This is a genomic window from Sphingobacterium sp. SGL-16, from assembly GCF_011043515.1.
Lineage (GTDB): Bacteria > Bacteroidota > Bacteroidia > Sphingobacteriales > Sphingobacteriaceae > Sphingobacterium > Sphingobacterium litopenaei.
This window is the reverse complement of record NZ_JAAKGQ010000004.1, coordinates 76,187-94,445: the sequence shown is the minus strand read 5'-3', so window position 1 is coordinate 94,445 and position 18,259 is coordinate 76,187. Positions and strand designations below refer to the sequence as shown.

The 18,259-nt window shown below is 35.7% G+C and carries 20 protein-coding genes; 15 read left to right on the top strand and 5 right to left on the bottom strand.

Features of this window, described 5'->3' with window-relative positions; all coding sequences use genetic code 11:
* Positions 1-2 precede the first annotated feature (2 nt).
* From G5B32_RS02810 to G5B32_RS02800, 3 genes are read right to left on the bottom strand one after another with little or no spacing between them, the layout of a single operon-like run.
* Positions 3-374 carry an STAS domain-containing protein gene (locus G5B32_RS02810; RefSeq protein ID WP_165290039.1) on the bottom strand — a complete coding sequence of 124 codons (372 nt, stop codon included), beginning with the start codon at positions 372-374 and terminating at the stop codon, positions 3-5.
* Positions 375-392: 18 nt separating this feature from the next.
* Positions 393-1,337, bottom strand: coding sequence for a phosphoribosylaminoimidazolesuccinocarboxamide synthase (locus tag G5B32_RS02805; protein WP_165290038.1), 945 nt, complete (start codon positions 1,335-1,337; stop codon positions 393-395).
* Positions 1,338-1,373: 36 nt separating this feature from the next.
* Positions 1,374-2,351, bottom strand: a complete 978-nt coding sequence (locus G5B32_RS02800) for a PhoH family protein (protein ID WP_165290037.1) — start codon at positions 2,349-2,351, stop codon at positions 1,374-1,376.
* Between the two features lie 251 nt (positions 2,352-2,602).
* On the opposite strand from G5B32_RS02800, the gene G5B32_RS02795 reads away from it, so the two are divergent.
* A complete protein-coding gene (locus G5B32_RS02795; RefSeq protein WP_165290036.1) occupies positions 2,603-3,385 on the top strand; it encodes an S-adenosyl-l-methionine hydroxide adenosyltransferase family protein in 783 nt (260 codons plus the stop codon).
* On the opposite strand, the gene G5B32_RS02790 is transcribed toward G5B32_RS02795, so the two are convergent.
* Together G5B32_RS02790 and G5B32_RS02785 are read right to left on the bottom strand one after the other, a co-directional pair.
* On the bottom strand, positions 3,386-4,012 hold the full coding sequence (locus G5B32_RS02790) for a hypothetical protein (protein ID WP_165290035.1): 627 nt from the start codon (positions 4,010-4,012) through the stop codon (positions 3,386-3,388).
* A gap of 1 nt (position 4,013) precedes the next feature.
* Positions 4,014-5,261 (bottom strand): LVIVD repeat-containing protein, encoded by a 1,248-nt coding sequence (locus tag G5B32_RS02785; protein WP_165290034.1) that lies wholly within the window; start codon positions 5,259-5,261, stop codon positions 4,014-4,016.
* Positions 5,262-5,379: 118 nt separating this feature from the next.
* Between G5B32_RS02785 and G5B32_RS02780 the strand changes: the two genes are divergently transcribed.
* The 14 genes from G5B32_RS02780 (at position 5,380) to G5B32_RS02715 (ending at position 18,257) form a co-directional block, all read left to right on the top strand.
* Positions 5,380-5,925 carry a hypothetical protein gene (locus G5B32_RS02780; RefSeq protein WP_165290033.1) on the top strand — a complete coding sequence of 182 codons (546 nt, stop codon included), beginning with the start codon at positions 5,380-5,382 and terminating at the stop codon, positions 5,923-5,925.
* Between the two features lie 61 nt (positions 5,926-5,986).
* Entirely contained in the window at positions 5,987-7,825 is a 1,839-nt protein-coding gene (locus tag G5B32_RS02775) for an ABC transporter ATP-binding protein (RefSeq protein WP_165290032.1), read from the top strand.
* Positions 7,826-7,926: 101 nt separating this feature from the next.
* Positions 7,927-8,301 carry a YtxH domain-containing protein gene (locus tag G5B32_RS02770; RefSeq protein ID WP_165290031.1) on the top strand — a complete coding sequence of 125 codons (375 nt, stop codon included), beginning with the start codon at positions 7,927-7,929 and terminating at the stop codon, positions 8,299-8,301.
* A gap of 48 nt (positions 8,302-8,349) precedes the next feature.
* Positions 8,350-9,012 carry a heme exporter protein CcmB gene (locus G5B32_RS02765; RefSeq protein WP_165290030.1) on the top strand — a complete coding sequence of 221 codons (663 nt, stop codon included), beginning with the start codon at positions 8,350-8,352 and terminating at the stop codon, positions 9,010-9,012.
* A 15-nt stretch (positions 9,013-9,027) separates the two neighbouring features.
* On the top strand, positions 9,028-9,693 hold the full coding sequence (ccsA, locus tag G5B32_RS02760) for a cytochrome c biogenesis protein (protein ID WP_165290029.1): 666 nt from the start codon (positions 9,028-9,030) through the stop codon (positions 9,691-9,693).
* 8 nt (positions 9,694-9,701) lie between these two features.
* The gene (locus G5B32_RS02755; protein WP_165290028.1) at positions 9,702-9,905 is read left to right on the top strand and encodes a CcmD family protein; all 204 of its coding nucleotides are present in this window, start codon (positions 9,702-9,704) and stop codon (positions 9,903-9,905) included.
* Positions 9,906-9,934: 29 nt separating this feature from the next.
* Positions 9,935-10,918 (top strand): DUF6427 family protein, encoded by a 984-nt coding sequence (locus G5B32_RS02750; protein WP_165290027.1) that lies wholly within the window; start codon positions 9,935-9,937, stop codon positions 10,916-10,918.
* A gap of 197 nt (positions 10,919-11,115) precedes the next feature.
* On the top strand, positions 11,116-12,393 hold the full coding sequence (locus G5B32_RS02745) for a hypothetical protein (RefSeq protein ID WP_190301256.1): 1,278 nt from the start codon (positions 11,116-11,118) through the stop codon (positions 12,391-12,393).
* Positions 12,386-12,997 (top strand): LPS export ABC transporter periplasmic protein LptC, encoded by a 612-nt coding sequence (gene lptC, locus G5B32_RS02740; RefSeq protein WP_165290025.1) that lies wholly within the window; start codon positions 12,386-12,388, stop codon positions 12,995-12,997. Before G5B32_RS02745 ends, lptC begins: the two co-directional genes overlap by 8 nt.
* 151 nt (positions 12,998-13,148) lie before the next feature.
* Positions 13,149-15,251 (top strand): SurA N-terminal domain-containing protein, encoded by a 2,103-nt coding sequence (locus G5B32_RS02735; RefSeq protein ID WP_165290024.1) that lies wholly within the window; start codon positions 13,149-13,151, stop codon positions 15,249-15,251.
* Between the two features lie 63 nt (positions 15,252-15,314).
* Positions 15,315-15,833: a DUF2480 family protein gene (locus G5B32_RS02730; RefSeq protein ID WP_165290023.1), complete on the top strand. Its 519-nt coding sequence runs from the start codon at positions 15,315-15,317 to the stop codon at positions 15,831-15,833.
* 30 nt (positions 15,834-15,863) lie between these two features.
* The gene (locus G5B32_RS02725; RefSeq protein WP_165290022.1) at positions 15,864-16,655 is read left to right on the top strand and encodes a DUF3108 domain-containing protein; all 792 of its coding nucleotides are present in this window, start codon (positions 15,864-15,866) and stop codon (positions 16,653-16,655) included.
* 8 nt (positions 16,656-16,663) lie between these two features.
* Positions 16,664-17,227 (top strand): DUF3109 family protein, encoded by a 564-nt coding sequence (locus tag G5B32_RS02720; protein WP_165290021.1) that lies wholly within the window; start codon positions 16,664-16,666, stop codon positions 17,225-17,227.
* A gap of 58 nt (positions 17,228-17,285) precedes the next feature.
* On the top strand, positions 17,286-18,257 hold the full coding sequence (locus G5B32_RS02715; RefSeq protein ID WP_165290020.1) for a polyprenyl synthetase family protein: 972 nt from the start codon (positions 17,286-17,288) through the stop codon (positions 18,255-18,257).
* The last annotated feature ends 2 nt before the right edge of the window (positions 18,258-18,259 follow it).

The window sequence follows — 18,259 nt, the reverse complement described above, 5'->3', positions numbered from 1 at the left end:
ATTTATCCTCCTATTACGTCACGCTTAAGTTCATTCCCAAAAATCAAATCCTCCGCTGCGGCGATTGACTTCAGAATAGTAAAGTGTTGATCCAAACCTAAAGCTTTTAGCGTTTGCATCACTTGTGGATTAATATTTATAATGATAAAATCTCCACCAACAGCATGACACAAACGATGTGCTAAAAGTCCCATTCGGATACCCTCTTCGCTAATTTCCTTTACCAAATTAAGATCTAACACAATATTACGCTGTCCGGCGGTATTCCGCAACATGAACTCACCTTTTAAATAATTGGCAGCAACGCCATCAATAATTTCACGCAACGGTTCGATAACTACATATCGCTCGTGCTTATCAATTGTGTATCTCATAATGAAGTGTGTTGTTTTTTATAATTCCAATAATGCCTTATTGATATTACTTTCAACACGCGCTAATACTTCGCCATCAGCAGGATATTGGAATTTCTCACCTGTTATATGCTCATACAGCTCAATATAACGCTCAGAGATAGATTGAACAATTTCGTCAGTCATTTCAGGTACTTGTTGACCTTCTTTTCCTTGGAAACCATTCTCAATTAACCATTGACGCACAAACTCTTTAGAAAGTTGTTTTTGCGGTTCTCCATTGGCTTGTCTTTCCTCATATCCTTCTAGGTAGAAATAACGCGATGAATCTGGTGTATGAATTTCGTCCATTAAATAGATTTTTCCATCCTTCTTACCAAACTCATATTTCGTGTCTACTAATATCAGTCCTCTTTCTTTAGCAATTTCCGTACCTCTTTGGAATAATGCATGCGCAAATTTCTCTAATTGCTCGTAATCCTCTTGACTTACAACCCCTTGCGCGATAATATCTTCTTTTGAAATATCTTCGTCATGACCTACTGCAGCCTTAGTTGTTGGGGTAATAATAGGTTCTGGAAACTTATCGTTTTCTTTCAAACCTTCTGGTAAAGTTACACCACACAATTCGCGACCACCATCGCGGTAGATACGCCAAGCATGACCTGACATATAACCACGTATCACCATCTCCACTTTGAATGGTTCACACATATGACCTACTGTAGCCGAAGGATCTGGTACTGAAATCACCCAGTTTGGGAGAATATCTTCCGTAGCTTTTAAAAACTTAGCAGCAATTTGATTTAACACCTGCCCTTTGTAAGGAATTGGTCTAGGCAATACCACATCAAAAGCCGAAATACGGTCTGATGCGACCATTACCAAATACTCATTGTCAATCGTGTAAACATCTCTTACCTTACCTCTGTAAAAAGCAGTTTGTTTGTCAAACTGAAAATTAGTTTCTTTTATCGCACTCATCTTATTTAATATGACATCTTGTGATGTCTTGTATATTTATTTATTATTGTTCAAATCTCCGTAAGCTTCCAAAATACGTTTCACCAATTTGTGACGTACCACATCACTCCCTGTTAGGTGGACGATGTCAATCCCTTGGATGCCATCTAATATCTTCACAGCTGTGGCTAAACCAGATTGATTTTTCTTAGGTAAGTCGATCTGTGTCAAGTCACCTGTTACAATAAATTTGGCTGTAGGTCCCATACGCGTTAGAAACATTTTCAATTGCATATCGGTAGCATTTTGAGCCTCGTCTAAAATCACAAAACAGTTGTCCAGTGTACGGCCACGCATGAAAGCTAAAGGCGCAACTTCGATAGTTCTGTTTTCCAAATAACCTTTCAACTTTTCAGCAGGAATCATATCGTCAAGGGCATCGTACAAAGGTCTCAAATACGGATCCACTTTCTCTTTCAAATCTCCAGGCAAAAAGCCTAGATTCTCTCCTGCTTCCACAGCCGGACGAGTTAAGATAATACGTTTTATTTCCTTATTGCGCAAAGCACGAACAGCTAACGCTACTGCTGTATATGTTTTACCCGTACCTGCAGGACCAATAGCAAACAAAATATCATTCTTATTGATACTATCCACCATCTTACGTTGGTTTGGCGTACGCGCACGTACAATTAGCCCATTAGGACCATAGACGATGGGTTCACCTTTCAATGCTGCAGAAGCATCTGTCTTTTCTTTTTCAGCAACTGATTCCGCACTTGGTTTAACGCCCAAAAGTTCTTCTAATTGAATAGGCTCAAGATTGTGGTATTTAGAAACGTGATCTATAATGGTAGAGAATACAGTTTCAAAAGATTTCTGTTCATTATCTTCACCTAGCACCTTAAGTTCTGTACCCCTAGCTATCAAACGCAATTTTGGGAATCTTTCTTTAATAGACTCAAAATTCTCGTTTTGCGCACCCCAAAGCGAAGCTAAGTTGACGCCGTCCAAATTGATTATTAATTCACCCAAACTTTTATATTTTTAGTGTAATGGTTTCATAGTAAAGATAAATATCTTTGTTTACATCGATAAATGATTTTTATCTTACTAAACAAAAATACAAACTAATATTCTGACTCTCACTAATTCTAAAAAATATTCATTATTTTGAAGAAATATGAGGTATTAACATGGGTAGTTTTTATACCTTTGTAATCTGTTTTTAGAAAATATTAAGGAATAGCTATAGCGCGTCTCTCTTAGCGCACTAACAAACAAACATGAGTGTAATTACATTAACAACTGATCTTGGGTATCGCGATTTTTATCAAGCGGCACTTAAAGGAAGCATCATCTCTTTGCTTCCTGATGTCAGATTAATTGATATCACGCATGAAATCCCTTCATTTAATATTCAAAATGCGGCTTTTGTATTGCAAAATGCCTATCATTATTTCCCGAAAAACACCGTTCATCTTATCGGTATAGACACAGTATTTCAAGAAGGTAGTCGTTATATTGCCATGAAATACAACGGACATTATTTCGTAGGTGCCGATAATGGTATTTTCAGTATTATTTTGGGTGAAGACCAAGCAGAAGAATTGTATGAAATTGAAATCATGCAAGATCTTCGCTTCTTACATTTTCCTTTGGCCGATATATTAGTTAAAGCAGCTTGTCACATCGCTTCGGGAAAAGATATTGCCGAGCTGGGAACTAAAATTGATGCGCCTCTTCAAAAGGTAACCTTACTCCCTATTATAGAAGGAAATATTATCAAAGGTCACGTCTCCTATATTGATTCTTTTGGCAATGTAATCAGCAATATCAGTAAAGATTTGTTCAATCAAGTCCAAAAAGGACGTAATTTTATCTTGCACTTCAAGCGTAACGAGACCATCAACAAAATGAGCTGGCATTACAATGAAGTTTCCGAAGGTGAAAAGCTATGTCTTTTTGGAATATCCAACTTCCTAGAAATCGCTATCAACAAAGGTAACGCCAGCACTTTATTGGGACTTTATCCCGATGAAATGATTATGATTGAGTTTATATCTTAATTAAAACCCAAATCCCAGCATAACAGATAACCGATGCATATGATACTTATCATAAGAGTAGTTATCATATCCTTGTAGGAGTGAATTATCAGCATTCCACAATACAGGTGAATCTTCAGTCCACCGGTAGTTGTAATAATTATCTTCTTTTAAAACTTGGTATTTGTAACCAATTGCCAAACTAAAATATTCTTTATTTCGTTTGGATTTCCAATGTATCCCAAGTTGAGGAGAAGCGAGCGCACCTCCTTCATAAGATATTTTGGAGAGATTAGACACTTCTTTCTTATTCAAATTAATACCATACCCTAAATCAAAAGCTCCAAATAATGATGTCCTTTTTTCTGGTTTTAATATATATTTAGCTTGAATAAATATGGGTATTAACTTGAACGTTTTATCATCCACTTCATTGAACATATATTGCTCATAGCCACTTCCTATTCCAAAATAGGCACTTGGTGAAATATCATAAGAACTTATTCCTCTAAAGGAATACCCCAACTCTTTTGTAGCAACGCCGTAAGTTAAAATTCCACCTTCAAGCTGGGTTAAATATTTTTTTGTCTGTCCATAACCAGAACTAATCCCCATCAAGATCAGAATCAAATAAAGAGAAATGCGCATATTAATCTTGAATAGGTTTTACAGATATACAACTTAATAATTTCAAAGACTTTTTGTTCGAATAATCATATTGACACACACCCTTCTCTCCTATTATGATTAAGGATTTTGGACCTGGAATCACATCAGTGCTGTTTAATTGAGACAGATGCTCGATTGGCGAATAGCCAATATTGTTTACATCCGACGCCTCAAAACTTTTAAATCCATATTTACCTTCACAGATATACAATACATCTCCTGACAATCCTAAGCCATGAGGATTTTGCATTTGAAAAGTCTTCACTAATTTGGGGGCTTTCAAATCTTTAATATCTACTACTTCTAAAACATTTACAATGCCTGCGCAAACTGCACCTGTGCGCAACGTGACAAAAGCATAATCGTCATTTACCACGACAGGATCGCAAGCACGAACGTGCTCATATCTCGATAATTCTTTTGGTGCTGAAGCATCTTCGATATTATAAATATACATCCCTGAATTTGTTCCGATGAAAAGATTGTCTTTATAAGGAAAGATGGTTTCGATACCCCACCCCAACTTAATATTTTTCTTAAATGATGGTTTCGTTTTGTCCGAAACATCAAATAAGTTCATAGATGAATGATCTACAGCATACAAGTGTTCATTGGCTAAGGTAAATCTCGCCATCGAACCTCCTTGACCATAACTTCCTCCACCATCGGAATTGGAGTAATTCACTGTCTCTTTATAATAGTTTATATAAGGATTATAAGTCCGAAAGTATTCTCTACTCACTACCGTATCCACATACCTCACCACTACACTGTTCAATGTTTGATTTTCATAATCATATTGATAGACATTCTTGAAAACCTCTTCAATACGATTCAATAATGTTGGTTTTGTAGGATTAGATAAATCAAAGGCTAATAAATCTACATAGCTATCTGCATAAAGCACGTTGTCTTTTACAGCCATGTCCACATTTCCAGGAATATTCAAGAAAGCAACTGCGCTTGGATTGGAAGGGTTTACATTATTAAAAATATGAATCCCCTTCATTGGCTCATTTATGAATAAGTAATCCTTGAAAATATAGATTTTACCTGTTTGCTCGATAGCTTGCGGCTCGACTACTGATGTCATTTGAGTGCGAATAACCGACATCTTTTCAAAGACAGGCAAACGAGTTTTGAAATAAGTATTACTCTCCACTTTGTCGCAACCCAGCAATACGCTCATAGCAAGCCCAATAAATAAAAAAGATTTTATTAAATTCATAATCTGGTTGTTTAGTATATCTGTAAAACGATATACATTTTTGGATTGCTACAATCCAAAAAAAAAATTAAACTAAACCTAAACAGTCAAGTCTTAATCAAGAACAAAATCGTAACAAATGAAAAACTTGCTTTTTGCACTTTTAATTTTATTCACCACTACAACTTCTTTATTAGCTCAATCTCCTTTAGACAATTCCACTTCTTTCGAGGATCAACGCAAGCGTGTCAATAATCTACTAAATGCACGTAATCAGAAATTTGGAGAATATGATGTTTCACTTCAACAAAAGACTGGAATTTTTGGTCTCTTCAAATCCAAAAATGACATGCAGAAATCCATTGATATTTTAAAACAAATCGTCGTCACAGACAATAATATTTTCATAGAAACACGCAAACTTTTGGATCTAAAAGACAGTGAAAAAGAACGCTATGAGCAGCTGGCGAACGAATATGATCAGCAAGTCACAGCCTATATGAAAACAATCTCAAAATTGCAGGCTGAAAATGACAAGTTAAAAGATAAAATCAAATCATTGGAAGAAGAAGATCTCAATAGCAGCAAGTATATTTATGTATTTATTTTGATAATAGTTGCACTTATTTTGGGTTTACTATACCAATACAAGCAATTGAAATCGAAAAATGTGACGAAAGTCTGATGTCATCCATTGGGAATATATGTACATTTGTCGCCATTAAATAAGCATTGAGTTAACGAAAATGGCTAGACAAAGACTGAATAGTGGCAATACCCAAGCTGAAGAATTACCAAAACCAAAAATTAGCAAGGAACTAGTAAAAAAAGCTTTAGAAATTTTTACATACCTGAAGCCTTTTAAGTTCAAGTTTGCTATGGGGATGGTATTTTTGGTACTTTCAAGCTTGACAATGCTAACGTTTCCAGCTTTGCTAGGAGCCATGATCGATGCAGCTCAAGGAAAGCAAATCTATCCGTGGTTAGAGCCAAGCGTTTTTTACATTGGCGCTTTATCTTTGAGTATTTTATTATTCATGTCGATAATGTCTTTCTTTCGCATTCGACTATTTGTAGAAATTGCAGAGAAAGCTCTAGCCCACATCAGACGTGATTCTTACCTAAAACTTATAACTCTTCCTGTCGATTTTTTTGCAAATAGAAGAGTTGGGGAATTAAACAGCAGATTATCTTCTGATTTATCTCAAATCCAAGATACGTTAACAACGACTTTAGCTGAAATAATCAGACAAATGTTAAGCCTTTTGATCGGTGTGTTATTATTGGTTTGGGTTTCACCAAAATTGGCCTTAATGAATTTAAGTATATTACCAATTTTGGTAGTTACAGCAATTTTCTTCGGAAGATTTATTCGTAATCTATCACGCCAAACTCAAGATCAGTTAGCGGATTCCAATAGTATAGTACAAGAAACCTTATTAGGTATTTCCAATGTTAAAGCGTTTGTAAATGAATTTTATGAAGCACAACGATACAGCAAAAAATTAGATAATGTGGTGAAGCTAGCTATTAAAGGTGCTACTTTCAGAGGCTTGTTCGCTTCATTTATCATCTTCTGTATTTTCGGTGCTGTAATCGCGGTAATTTGGTATGGTGCATCCTTAGTCTCTACTGGCGAAATAACAGTAGGTGATTTAACCACTTACATTTTGTATTCCATGTTTGTAGCTGGTTCTATGGGAAGCTTCCCAGAATTATATGCTGGTATTCAAAAAGCATTGGGAGCAAGTGAACGTGTGATTGAGATTTTGAATGAGAAGACCGAAAACATCATCGTTAACGAGGATAACAAAGACATCATTAAACCTATTGCGGGTAAGTTGACATTTTCTTCTGTACAATTTGCTTATCCATCTAGACCTGATATTAATATTCTAAAAGACATTTCATTTATAGCTAATGCGGGAGATAAGATAGCAATTGTGGGGCCTAGTGGCGCTGGTAAATCTACTATTGCCTCTTTAATCTTACAATTCTATAATCCTACGAAAGGCCAAATCTTATACGATGATTTGGACGCTTCCCAATATTCATTAACCGATATTCGTAATCAAGTGGCTATCGTACCTCAAGATGTCCTCTTATTTGGAGGAACTATTCGTGAAAACATCAATTACGGCCGTCTGGATGCCAATCCTGAAAGTATTATTGAAGCTGCAAAACGCGCGAATGCACACGACTTCATTATGGGTTTTCCAGAAGGATATGATACTATTGTAGGCGAACGTGGGGTAAAATTATCTGGCGGACAACGTCAACGCATTGCTATAGCAAGAGCTTTATTAAAAGATCCTTCCATTTTAATCTTAGATGAGGCTACTTCTGCCTTAGATTCAGAATCCGAAAGATTAGTTCAAGAAGCTTTAGAAGAGTTGATGAAAAATCGTACTTCTATTATCATCGCTCACCGACTATCTACCATTAAAAATGCAGACAACATCGTTGTAGTAGAAGACGGTGTAGTAGCAGAGTTTGGTAATCACGATGAATTATTAGCTAAAGGGTCAGGACTTTACCATCATTTATACACTTTACAATCCGCTAAACGCACAGTGGAAAGTTAAATAATGTTAATGCAATAATCTCAAAACTTTTTGGAATGATGCTTGTTTTATAAAGACACTAAATAGGTAGTCATTATATATACATTCAAAATTTCAATATTATGAAAAATAAAAACGGATTAGTAGCATTTGCATTATTAGGTCTTGCGGTGGGTACAGCTGCTTATTATTTATTAGCGACAGAAGACGGTAAAAAAACTTTAGATAAAGCAAATTGTGGCATCAAAGATTTAACGAAATCCCTAAAAGAGCTTTCCAAAAAAGAATCTAAAAAAGCTTCAAAATTGGCTGCAAGTGCAAAAGAAGAATTAGAAAATCTTAAATCAAAAGCGAAAGACGCAAGTAAAAGTGTATTAGACAAAGTATCTGACAAAGCTTCTTCATGGGCAAACAAAGCTTCAGATGCTGCGCAAGGATTAGCTAATCAAGCAGAAGATATTGCTGACAAAGCAAAATCAGATATTTCGAACGCTTAATCTAGCATTCAATCGGCTAATTTCAAATTATGTGTATCTTTGTAGCACATGAGTCTTTTGAAAGAAGTCAAAACTTTAGTCCATAAAGATCTTATCTTAGAATGGCGATCAAAACATGCTATCAATAGCATATTTCTATATGTAGTATCTACAGTTTTTGTTTGCTATCAAGCATTCAAAACTGTAGATAATGCTTTAATGTGGAATGCCCTTTTTTGGATTATTCTACTTTTTGCCTCTATTAATGCTATAAGTCGTTCTTTCGTCCAAGAAAGTCAATACCGACAATTGTATTATTATTCTATTACAGGCCCCAAAGCAATCATTCTTTCGAAAATTATTTATAACACTATTCTCATGGTGTTACTGTCTATTATTGCTTATTTCACCTATTCTGTAATCTTCAAAAACCCTGTTGGTGATGCCCTACTTTACTTTGTAGCGGTTTTGTTAGGAAGCATCAGTTTTGCTACAGTCTTTACGATGGTATCTGGCATTAGTTCTAAGACAGGCAATAATAGTACTATAATGGCGATTCTGGCTTTCCCTGTCATTATACCTTTACTAATAGTATTGATTAAGTTGTCGAACAATGCATTACAAGGATTAGATCGCGGAATTAGCTACGGTGAAATCGCGGTATTACTCGCAATTAATGTCATAACTATTACTATTTCTTTATTGTTATTTCCTTACCTTTGGAGGGATTAAAATTATTAGTAAATAATGAGAAAAAATTGGTGGAAAATCCTTGCGGCGTGTATGGTAAGTGCGTCTGTTGTCGCTGGTTTTATCGGTCCTGTACCCGAGCTTCACATTCTAAATGAATCCATTCGTAACGTTTATTTTCACGTGCCTATGTGGTTTACCATGTTGACACTGTATTTGATCTCTGTAATAAACAGTATCAAATATTTGAATAGTGGAGACATAAAACATGATATGCTTGCAGTCGAAGCTGTGAACACAGGAATTATTTTCTGTGCTTTCGGTCTTTTGACAGGTATGCAATGGGCAAATATTACCTGGGGAGAGCCATGGCCAAATGATCCGAAATTAAATGGTTCGGCTATCGCTACATTAATGTATTTGGCGTATTTGGTATTGAGAAATGCCTTGGATGAAGAACAAAAACGCGCTAAAATATCCGCTGTATACAACATCTTCGCCTTCCCTATAATGGTCGTATTGTTGTACATCTTGCCCAAATTAACAGATTCTTTGCATCCAGGAAATGGTGGCAACTCCACATTTGGAGACTTAGACATGGACAATTACATGCGTCCTGTATTTTACACAGCTGTAATTGGCTGGATATTGACTGGTTCATGGGTTTGTACATTACGTTACAGACTACGTCTATTAGAAAACAAAGCAAATAAAATTCAATAAATAGTAGAATGAAAAAAATTAGCCTTGCATTAGCATTCGTGCTATTCTCTATATGCACTTTTGCTCAAGACAACACGGTAGAAATGGCTACAGGATTGAGAAGTTCGGGAAAGATTTGGGTTGTAGTCGGCGTAATCTTGACAATTGTAATTGGTATGTATATTTATTTATTCACCATTGACAAAAAAGTAAAAAAATTGGAAGACAAATAGTCTTTCCAATTTTTTGATTTGCCAAAACTATGATTATCAATCAACACAGAAAATTCACCCCTATCAACATATTTTGGGTATGTGCCGTGGGAACTATACTGTGTTTGGGGGCTTTTTTTCATTTGCCTGCAGAACTCAAACCTTTCTTTCTAGAACCTGCTGTTGATAATCTCCTTAACATTGAATTTGGAAAAAATCTTGAACCTCAATCTAATGTGTTAATCACATTAGTCTTGACGTTGTTACAAGCTTTTCTCCTCAATAAAGTTATCAACCACTTCAATTTTTTAGGCAAACCTACTTTCTTAACAGCACTGATGTTTATGACATTAGTGAGTTTGTTTTTGCCGTTTTTGGTGCTATCTCCTACGTTGATTTGCAATTTCATCACTATATGGATGATGGGCAAATTATTCAATATGTATAAACAAGCTGATGTCAAAACGTTGATGTTTGATTTGGGTATGATTGTAGCTTTAGGAAGTCTGATTTACTTTCCATTCATCGTCATGCTGATGTTGTTATGGATAGCTTTAATCATATTCAGACCTTTTATATGGCGTGAATGGGTAACACCTATTTTGGGCTTTAGCGTGATCTATTTCTTATTGGGCGTGGCTTATTATTGGGTGGATCGATGGGATGAATTCTTGGAAATATTTAAGCCTTTCGTCAATTCCTTGCCTACTGGACTAAAGGTTGATTATCACGATTATTTTGTTGTTTTTCCTGTAGGAATTGCAATGTTATTGTTTCTTTTGGTCTTGAAAGATCAATATTTCAGAAGTATAGTTCATATCAGAAAAGCCTTTCAATTGTTGTTCTATATGCTACTTTTGATTATTGGATCATTTTACCTGAATAGCCAAATTACAATTAACCATTTTTTATTATGTGCGCCGCCGTTGGCTATTTATTTGGCCTATTATTTTGCCTACGCTAAAATAAAATGGCTTTATGAAAGTATTTACATTATAATCGTTGCAACAATTATTTATTTCCAATTTATGTAATGAATTAATATTTAAATGATTAACCTTTTTTAACAAAATAGACTCAGGTATTCATTTAAAAATAAATAGTTTTGTATCCAATAAAAGTTAGTATTATTATTGACCTAACAGTATAAAAGAATAGTCCAATATCGGATTTTAATAAATATATGTATAGACAGTCAAACATATTGAGTGCCAAAAAAGCGATAAAAGTTATGCTCGGAACAGCATTGTTGTTGTCGGGAACACAGACTTTCGCTCAAGAAACTACTTCGCATTCGCCCTATTCTAAATTTGGTATTGGGCAGATGCGCGAAGATTTGTTGCCACAAACACGTTCCATGGGTGGTATTTCTACTGCCGTAAGATATCAAGCTGGTTTGCCTATTCTGAACATCGCCAATCCTGCAAGTTATTCAGGATTGAACAGAACCATTTTGGACGCAGGTCTTTACGGAAATATCACGCAATTGAATAAAGGTACTGCGCAAGACAACACAGCGGACTTTGCCTTTTCACATTTTGGATTTGGTTTTGCTGTTGCACGTAATCATGGTATTGCGTTTGGATTGATGCCATACTCTGATCTGGGTTACAACATCACTGAAACTCGTACCATGGGAACAATCACTACCCGCCAATCAAAAGAAGGTGAAGGTGGTCTGAATAAAGCTTTTGTAGGTTATGGTTTTTCTCCTTTCAAAGGATTCAGTATCGGTGGTAACGCAGGTTTTCTATTTGGTGAATTAAAAGATAATCTTACTGTAAGTTTTCCTTACGATTATAATTCTTTAAATGCTAAGAGTCAAGTGACACGTTTGGTTCGTGGTTTAATCGTAGATTATGGTGCACAATATTCGTTTCCTGTTAGCAAAAAGCACAATATAACTTTAGGCTATTCCGGGTCGCTTAATAACACAGTAAAAGAGAATACTTCGCAGTTGATCACGCGTACGCAACCATCTTTGGATGAAGACTTCGAAAATGTAGCCTTAGATTCTCTTCCTCAAGTAGGCGATAGAACACGTAATATCAACCTTCCAATGAAACATAGCGTGGGTATTACAGTATCTAAAGGTTATGATTGGATGATTGGCGCAGATTTCAAATACGCAGATTGGACTGAATACCAAACTCGTGCCGGCGAAGCACCTCTAGGCAAAAACTACGGTGTTGCTTTAGGTGGTCAATGGAAACCAGATGCTAGTTCAAATAGATATTGGGATATCGTGGATTATAGATTAGGCGTAAGATATAATCAAGGACACATCACGACCAACAGTACACGTATAGATGATATGGCAGTAACAGTAGGTTTTGGTCTTCCTCTTCCTGAAACAAATTTTGGCCGTACTTCTTCTAGAATTAATATTTCGGCTGAATTTGGTCAACAAGGTACATTGAACAATAACTTAGTGCGTGAGCGCTATATCAATATTAGTGTAGGATTTAATATCAATGATCTTTGGTTCCAAAGAAGAAGCTATGATTAATAAATTCCGCAAACAAAATATGGCATCCCTATTCGCTTTGTGTGTAATAGGGATTTTGCTGTTTACGGCCTGTGAGAATGAGATGAAGGATATTAATGCGATTGAAAACATCAAAGCCGAAGAAGCTGTCGATTTATATAAAGATGTTAAAATCATATATAGCGATTCCGCAGTCGTAAAAGCACAGTTGACAGGTCCTGAAATGAAAATCTATCACGATACCACGCAAGGCAAGAACAACAATTACGAATTCGAGAAAGGCCTCCAAATTATTTTTTATGATGCTACTGGAAAAGAAACCCAAAGAATTCGTTCGGATTACGGAATTCAGCGTGCTTTACAAGGCATTACGGAGTTTCGCAAAAATGTGGTTATCAATATGGCTGATGGTTCTGTGATCAAATCTGAAGAGATTTTTTACGACGAAAACCAAAAGATATATTACAACTCTGTACCCATTACGATGGATTTTAAGGACGCTAGAGGTAGTATGCAAGCCACTTCTTTCCGTTCAGATACAGATTTTAAAAATATCCAAGGTGAAAATATGACAGGTTTTTATCTACCATCTAACAATAGCCAGCTACCTGCTTTTGGGCAATAAAATCTGGTATAACAAAAAACTAAAAAAGATGTTTTGAATTAGCATATATTTTATATGCTTTTTTTTTATAAAAATTGTATCTTGCGCCTTGTTTAAAAACAAAGTCAATTAAATAACTAAAGAACAAACACATAAATACAAATTACGGAATATGGGATTAATGGGTAATTTGCGTAACCGCGCGGGATTAGTAATCTTCGTTATCGGTTTAGCAATTGTTGCGTTTTTGCTAGGTGATGCTTTAAGATCAGGAGCACCATTTTGGGCTCAAAAGCAAAATGAAGTAGGGAACATCAATGGAAACAGTATCGATTACCAACATTTTAATGCGTTGGTAGAGCAAACTTCCAATCAGTATCAACAACAAATGGGAGGTGCTGAAACACCGCAAATCAAAAATTTTGCTGTTCAGCAAGTTTGGAATCAAATGGTTTCTCAAGAATTGTTGAATTCTGAAATTGAAAAAGTAGGTATTACATTAGGGAAAAAAGAATTGAATGATTTGATTTCTGGTCCAAATCCAGCACAACAAATCGTACAGGCTTTCACTAATCCTCAAACTGGTCAATTCGATAGAACTTATTTAGCTCAAGTAATTACTGAAGCAAAATCAAATCCTCAAATTGCTCAACAATGGGAAAGCATGTTAGAGCAAATCCGTTCACAAAGATTAGCTGAAAAATATTCCAATTTAGTAGGTTCATCTGTATACGTTACAGCATTAGAAGCACAAGATGAATACACAGCTAAAAATAAATTGGCTAATTTCAAATATGTTCTTTTGGATTACTCTTCTGTAAACGAGGCTGAAATCAAATTAACTGAAGCTGATTACAAAGAGTATTACGATAAAAACAAAAACTTATTCAGAAACGAAGAAGAAACTCGTGCTGTAGAATATATTTTGATCGATGCAAGACCTACGAAAAAAGATTCAGCGGCTACTCTCGCATCTATCCAATCATTAAAACAAGAATTAAGCGCTTCGAAAAATGATTCTTCATTCGTAACTATTAATTCGGACAACAAAGCGCCTGTTACTTACTACAAAAAAGGTCAATTAAGCGCAGCTTTAGATTCAGTGGTATTTAATGTACCTGTAGGTACTACAGTAGGCCCTTACGCTTCAAACGGTCACTATGAGATCGCAAAAGTAATAGATTCTAAATTCAGTGCTGATTCAGTAAAAGCAAGTCATATCTTGTTAAACGCAGCTGCTGAAGGTGGTGTTGAAAAAGCAAAAGCGAAAGCTGATTCGATCAAAGGCTTATTAGCAAAAGGCGAAAAATTCGAAACTTTAGCTATTGAATTTAGCCAGGATCAAGCAAGCAAAGTAAATGGTGGTGATTTAGGTACATTTACAAGAGGTCAAATGGTTGGTCCTTTTGAAGAAGCTGCTTTCAACAATAAACCTGGTGATGTTGTCGTAGTGGAATCTCAATTCGGTGTTCACGTATTGAAAATTGAAAAACATATCGGTAACTCTAAAATCGTTAAAGTTGCTGTAGTTGATAAAGCAATCGTAGCAGGTAAAGAAACTACAGATGCAGCTTATACAAAAGCAAACAACATCCTTTCGGAAATTAACAGCAAAAACTTTGCTGATGTTGCTAAAAAACATAATTTAACTGCAGAAAGATCTGTCCGCCTACGTGCTATGGACAATACGTTAAATGGTGTTGAAGTTCCTAGAGAATTAGTAAGATGGGTGTATGAATCAAAAGCTGGCGACGTAACAGACAAAATTTTTGAATCAAACGATCACTTTATCCTTACTAAAACTGTATCTGTAAGCCCTAAAGGTATCCAACCATTAGAAGCTATCAAATCAGAAATTCAATTGGGTGTAACAAACCTAGTGAAAGCGCGTATGTTGAAAGAAAAAATGAATAACGCGTTGAATGGTGCTACATCGATTGATCAAGTAGCTCAAAAATTGGGTAAATCTGCTATCAATGTTGAAAACATCGTATTAGCTAACCCAGTAATTCCTGGTGTTTCTTTCGAAAGCGCAGTAGTAGGTACTGTATTTGGTTTACAACCTAACAAACCTTCAAAAAGCATCGAGGGTACGCAAGGCGTTTACGCTGTTCAAGTTTCTAGCTTTGTAAATCCTAAAGAGATGGTAGAATCTGAACGCAAAGCACAACAAAAACAATTGTTGGCAGCGAAACAACAACGTTCATGGGGATCTATCTTTAAAGCGTTGATGGACAATGCTGATATTGATGACAATCGTATTAGATTTTATTAAGATATTATAATTATTTTTATAGCCGAACACCTAAGGTGTTCGGCTATTTTATTTTTAGAGAATATGGAAATTCAAGAAAACATTGTCAACAAGGTAGCTCAAAGTGGGTTGTTAACGATAGATTTGGCAAAGTATTCACCAAATCAGGAAGATATCATCGTATACGATATAAAAAATAATTTATTTCACGGACTTATATTACGTGAAAAAGATTTCCGTGATTTTGTAAAAGAACACGATTGGTCTCAATATCAAGATAAGCATATCGGAATCACGTGCTCCACTGACGCTATTGTACCGACATGGGCATATATGATTCTGTCGAACAAATTAACACCTTTTGCTAAATCCATTACTTTTGGAACAAAAGATGATGTAATTCGCGAACAATATACTTTAGCTATCAATGCTATTGATTATTCCCAATATCAGGATCAGCGTGTAGTAGTAAAAGGTTGTGGGGATATATTCATTCCCGAAAGTGCTTTCGTCACTTTTACTTCACGCCTTACTCATGTAGCCAAAAGCATCATGTACGGTGAACCGTGTTCTACTGTACCCGTATTCAAACGCAAAAGTTAAACTATTTGACTACCAGACTGTCCTATTTATATGAAAAAATTTTACGCAGCATTATTACTTCTTTTTACTGGTTTAACCCTTGGGTATAGCCAGACTTTGCCTTATCTTAAAGAACCAACATTCAAAGAAGGTGAAAAATTATCTTATAAACTGAAATACGGGATTCTTTCTGCCGCAAATGGCGTGCTTTCGGTTAACAAATCGAAATTACAATTCAGCAACAAGAATGTATTTCATTTAAGTGCTTATGGACAGACTTCTTCAGGTTTCTCAATTTTTTATACGGTAAAAAATAAATATGACAGTTATATTGATGGTTCGACCTACCAACCTTATTTGTACACGGAAGATATTCACGAGAACAGTTATACGCGTAAGGAATATGCAACTTTTGATCACCGGAATCATACGGTAAAAGGTGCTAAAGGAACTTTCAAAAGCCCTTCATCTCAATTATTTGATTTAGTTTCCGCCTATTATTTTGCAAGAAACCTGGATTTAGCTTCGCTCAAATCGGGTGACTCGTTCAAAATACCTTATTTCTTAAATGATGAAGTTGCTGAGTTGCGTGTGACTTATGTGGGAACCGAAAAAATCAAAACAGCATTAGGTACATTAGATTGTATCAAACTTAATCCAGAAATTAAGCCTGGACGTATTTTCAAAAAGGATAGTAAATTATATCTTTGGGTGACCAATGATGGAAACAGAATACCCGTAAAGGCACAGGTGGAAATCTTAATCGGCTCAGTAACAATGGAATTAACAAAAGCTGATGGTCTGAAGTACGAATTAGGGAAAAAAGTAAGTTATTCAAAATAAATAAATTAATGATTGAGGTTGGTAATGTACTTGTGCATGAAGATATTATAAACAATGATTTTGTTTGCAATATATCGAAATGTAAAGGTATTTGTTGTGTAGAAGGTGATGCTGGAGCACCACTAAGAGAGTCAGAAAAAGCGATACTTGAAGAGATTTATCCGAAAGTAAAACATTTGATGACAGAAAAAGGAATTGAAGCGGTAGAACAATACGGAACAAGTGTTATTGATGCTGATGGTGATCTAACGACTACCTGTGTTGACGGTAATAAGGAATGTGCTTACGTTACCTGGGAAAACGGAATAACAAAATGTGCTATTGAAAAAGCATATGAATTAGGGGATGTAAGTTGGAAAAAACCAATTTCTTGCCATCTCTATCCTATCCGTACTACACATTATCCCGAATTTGATGTACTACATTACGATCGTTGGCACATTTGTCATGACGCGTGTACCTTTGGCAAAGAACTTAAAGTACCCGTGTACAAATTCCTCAAAGATCCCTTAATACGCGAATATGGTGCGGAATGGTATGCTGAATTAGAAAAATCAGTTGAATCCATCTAGTGTAATTTTGCTATATTAGTTAACTATAATTGATGCTTATTGGTACGTACCATTTTTCATGCGAAGTTTAAAAGAAATACAAAAACCCATAGCCACAGAAATAGCTTCTTTCGAAAGAAAGTTTAAGCAATCTATGCAGAGTTCTGTGCCGCTATTGGATATTATAACTCAATATCTTTACAAACAAAAGGGCAAACAAATGCGTCCTATGTTTGTTTTTTTTGCGGCAGGCCTTTGTGGTACCATCAATGAGTCAACGTATCGTGGTGCTTCCTTAGTGGAGTTACTTCATACAGCATCTTTGGTTCATGATGATGTTGTGGATAATGCCAATGAACGTAGAGGCCTATTTTCGGTTAATGCGTTATGGAAAAATAAAGTAGCCGTGTTGGTGGGTGACTTTCTGTTGGCGAAAGGATTATTACTTTCCGTAAACAACAGCGAACTGAATCTCTTAAAGATAGTTTCTCACGCCGTAGAGCAAATGAGTGAAGGCGAGTTGCTACAAATTGAGAAAGCACGCAAATTGGACATTAAGGAAGAAATCTATTACGAAATTATCCGTAAAAAAACAGCTTCATTAATTGCATCATGCTGCGCGTCTGGAGCCTCCTCGGTTGGTGCCTCTGATGAAGTGGTCGAGAAAATGCGACTTTTCGGAGAAAAGGTAGGATTAGCTTTCCAGATTAAGGATGACTTATTTGATTTTGGATTGGATGATGTAGGAAAACCTGTTGGAAATGATATCAAAGAAAAGAAAATGACTTTGCCTTTGATTTTTGCATTAAACGAGACTAGTACATCACAAAAAAGAAACATTATCAAATTGGTCAAAAACCACAGCGATAATCCAGAGAAAGTAGCAGAAGTAATTCAATTTGTGAGAAGTAGTGGAGGCTTAGATTATGCTACAAATAAAATGTTGCAGTTTCAACAAGAAGCCTTTGCTATCTTGGATGAATTTCCGGATAATGAATATAAATTAGGCTTACAACAATTAGTAAAATTTACCACAGAACGTAATAAATAAAG

Excerpts from the sequence above, each read along its gene's own strand:
- G5B32_RS02735 (WP_165290024.1), top strand. The coding sequence starts at position 13,149 with ATGGGATTAATGGGTAATTTGCGTAACCGCGCGGGATTAGTAATCTTC.
- G5B32_RS02770 (WP_165290031.1), top strand. The coding sequence starts at position 7,927 with ATGAAAAATAAAAACGGATTAGTAGCATTTGCATTATTAGGTCTTGCG.
- G5B32_RS02720 (WP_165290021.1), top strand. The coding sequence starts at position 16,664 with ATGATTGAGGTTGGTAATGTACTTGTGCATGAAGATATTATAAACAAT.
- G5B32_RS02765 (WP_165290030.1), top strand. The coding sequence starts at position 8,350 with ATGAGTCTTTTGAAAGAAGTCAAAACTTTAGTCCATAAAGATCTTATC.
- G5B32_RS02810 (WP_165290039.1), bottom strand. The coding sequence starts at position 374 with ATGAGATACACAATTGATAAGCACGAGCGATATGTAGTTATCGAACCG.
- G5B32_RS02755 (WP_165290028.1), top strand. The coding sequence starts at position 9,702 with ATGAAAAAAATTAGCCTTGCATTAGCATTCGTGCTATTCTCTATATGC.
- lptC (WP_165290025.1), top strand. The coding sequence starts at position 12,386 with ATGATTAATAAATTCCGCAAACAAAATATGGCATCCCTATTCGCTTTG.
- G5B32_RS02775 (WP_165290032.1), top strand. The coding sequence starts at position 5,987 with ATGGCTAGACAAAGACTGAATAGTGGCAATACCCAAGCTGAAGAATTA.
- G5B32_RS02805 (WP_165290038.1), bottom strand. The coding sequence starts at position 1,337 with ATGAGTGCGATAAAAGAAACTAATTTTCAGTTTGACAAACAAACTGCT.
- G5B32_RS02785 (WP_165290034.1), bottom strand. The coding sequence starts at position 5,261 with ATGAATTTAATAAAATCTTTTTTATTTATTGGGCTTGCTATGAGCGTA.
- G5B32_RS02780 (WP_165290033.1), top strand. The coding sequence starts at position 5,380 with ATGAAAAACTTGCTTTTTGCACTTTTAATTTTATTCACCACTACAACT.
- G5B32_RS02745 (WP_190301256.1), top strand. The coding sequence starts at position 11,116 with ATGCTCGGAACAGCATTGTTGTTGTCGGGAACACAGACTTTCGCTCAA.
- G5B32_RS02715 (WP_165290020.1), top strand. The coding sequence starts at position 17,286 with ATGCGAAGTTTAAAAGAAATACAAAAACCCATAGCCACAGAAATAGCT.
- G5B32_RS02750 (WP_165290027.1), top strand. The coding sequence starts at position 9,935 with ATGATTATCAATCAACACAGAAAATTCACCCCTATCAACATATTTTGG.
- G5B32_RS02795 (WP_165290036.1), top strand. The coding sequence starts at position 2,603 with ATGAGTGTAATTACATTAACAACTGATCTTGGGTATCGCGATTTTTAT.
- ccsA (WP_165290029.1), top strand. The coding sequence starts at position 9,028 with ATGAGAAAAAATTGGTGGAAAATCCTTGCGGCGTGTATGGTAAGTGCG.
- G5B32_RS02725 (WP_165290022.1), top strand. The coding sequence starts at position 15,864 with ATGAAAAAATTTTACGCAGCATTATTACTTCTTTTTACTGGTTTAACC.
- G5B32_RS02730 (WP_165290023.1), top strand. The coding sequence starts at position 15,315 with ATGGAAATTCAAGAAAACATTGTCAACAAGGTAGCTCAAAGTGGGTTG.
- G5B32_RS02790 (WP_165290035.1), bottom strand. The coding sequence starts at position 4,012 with ATGCGCATTTCTCTTTATTTGATTCTGATCTTGATGGGGATTAGTTCT.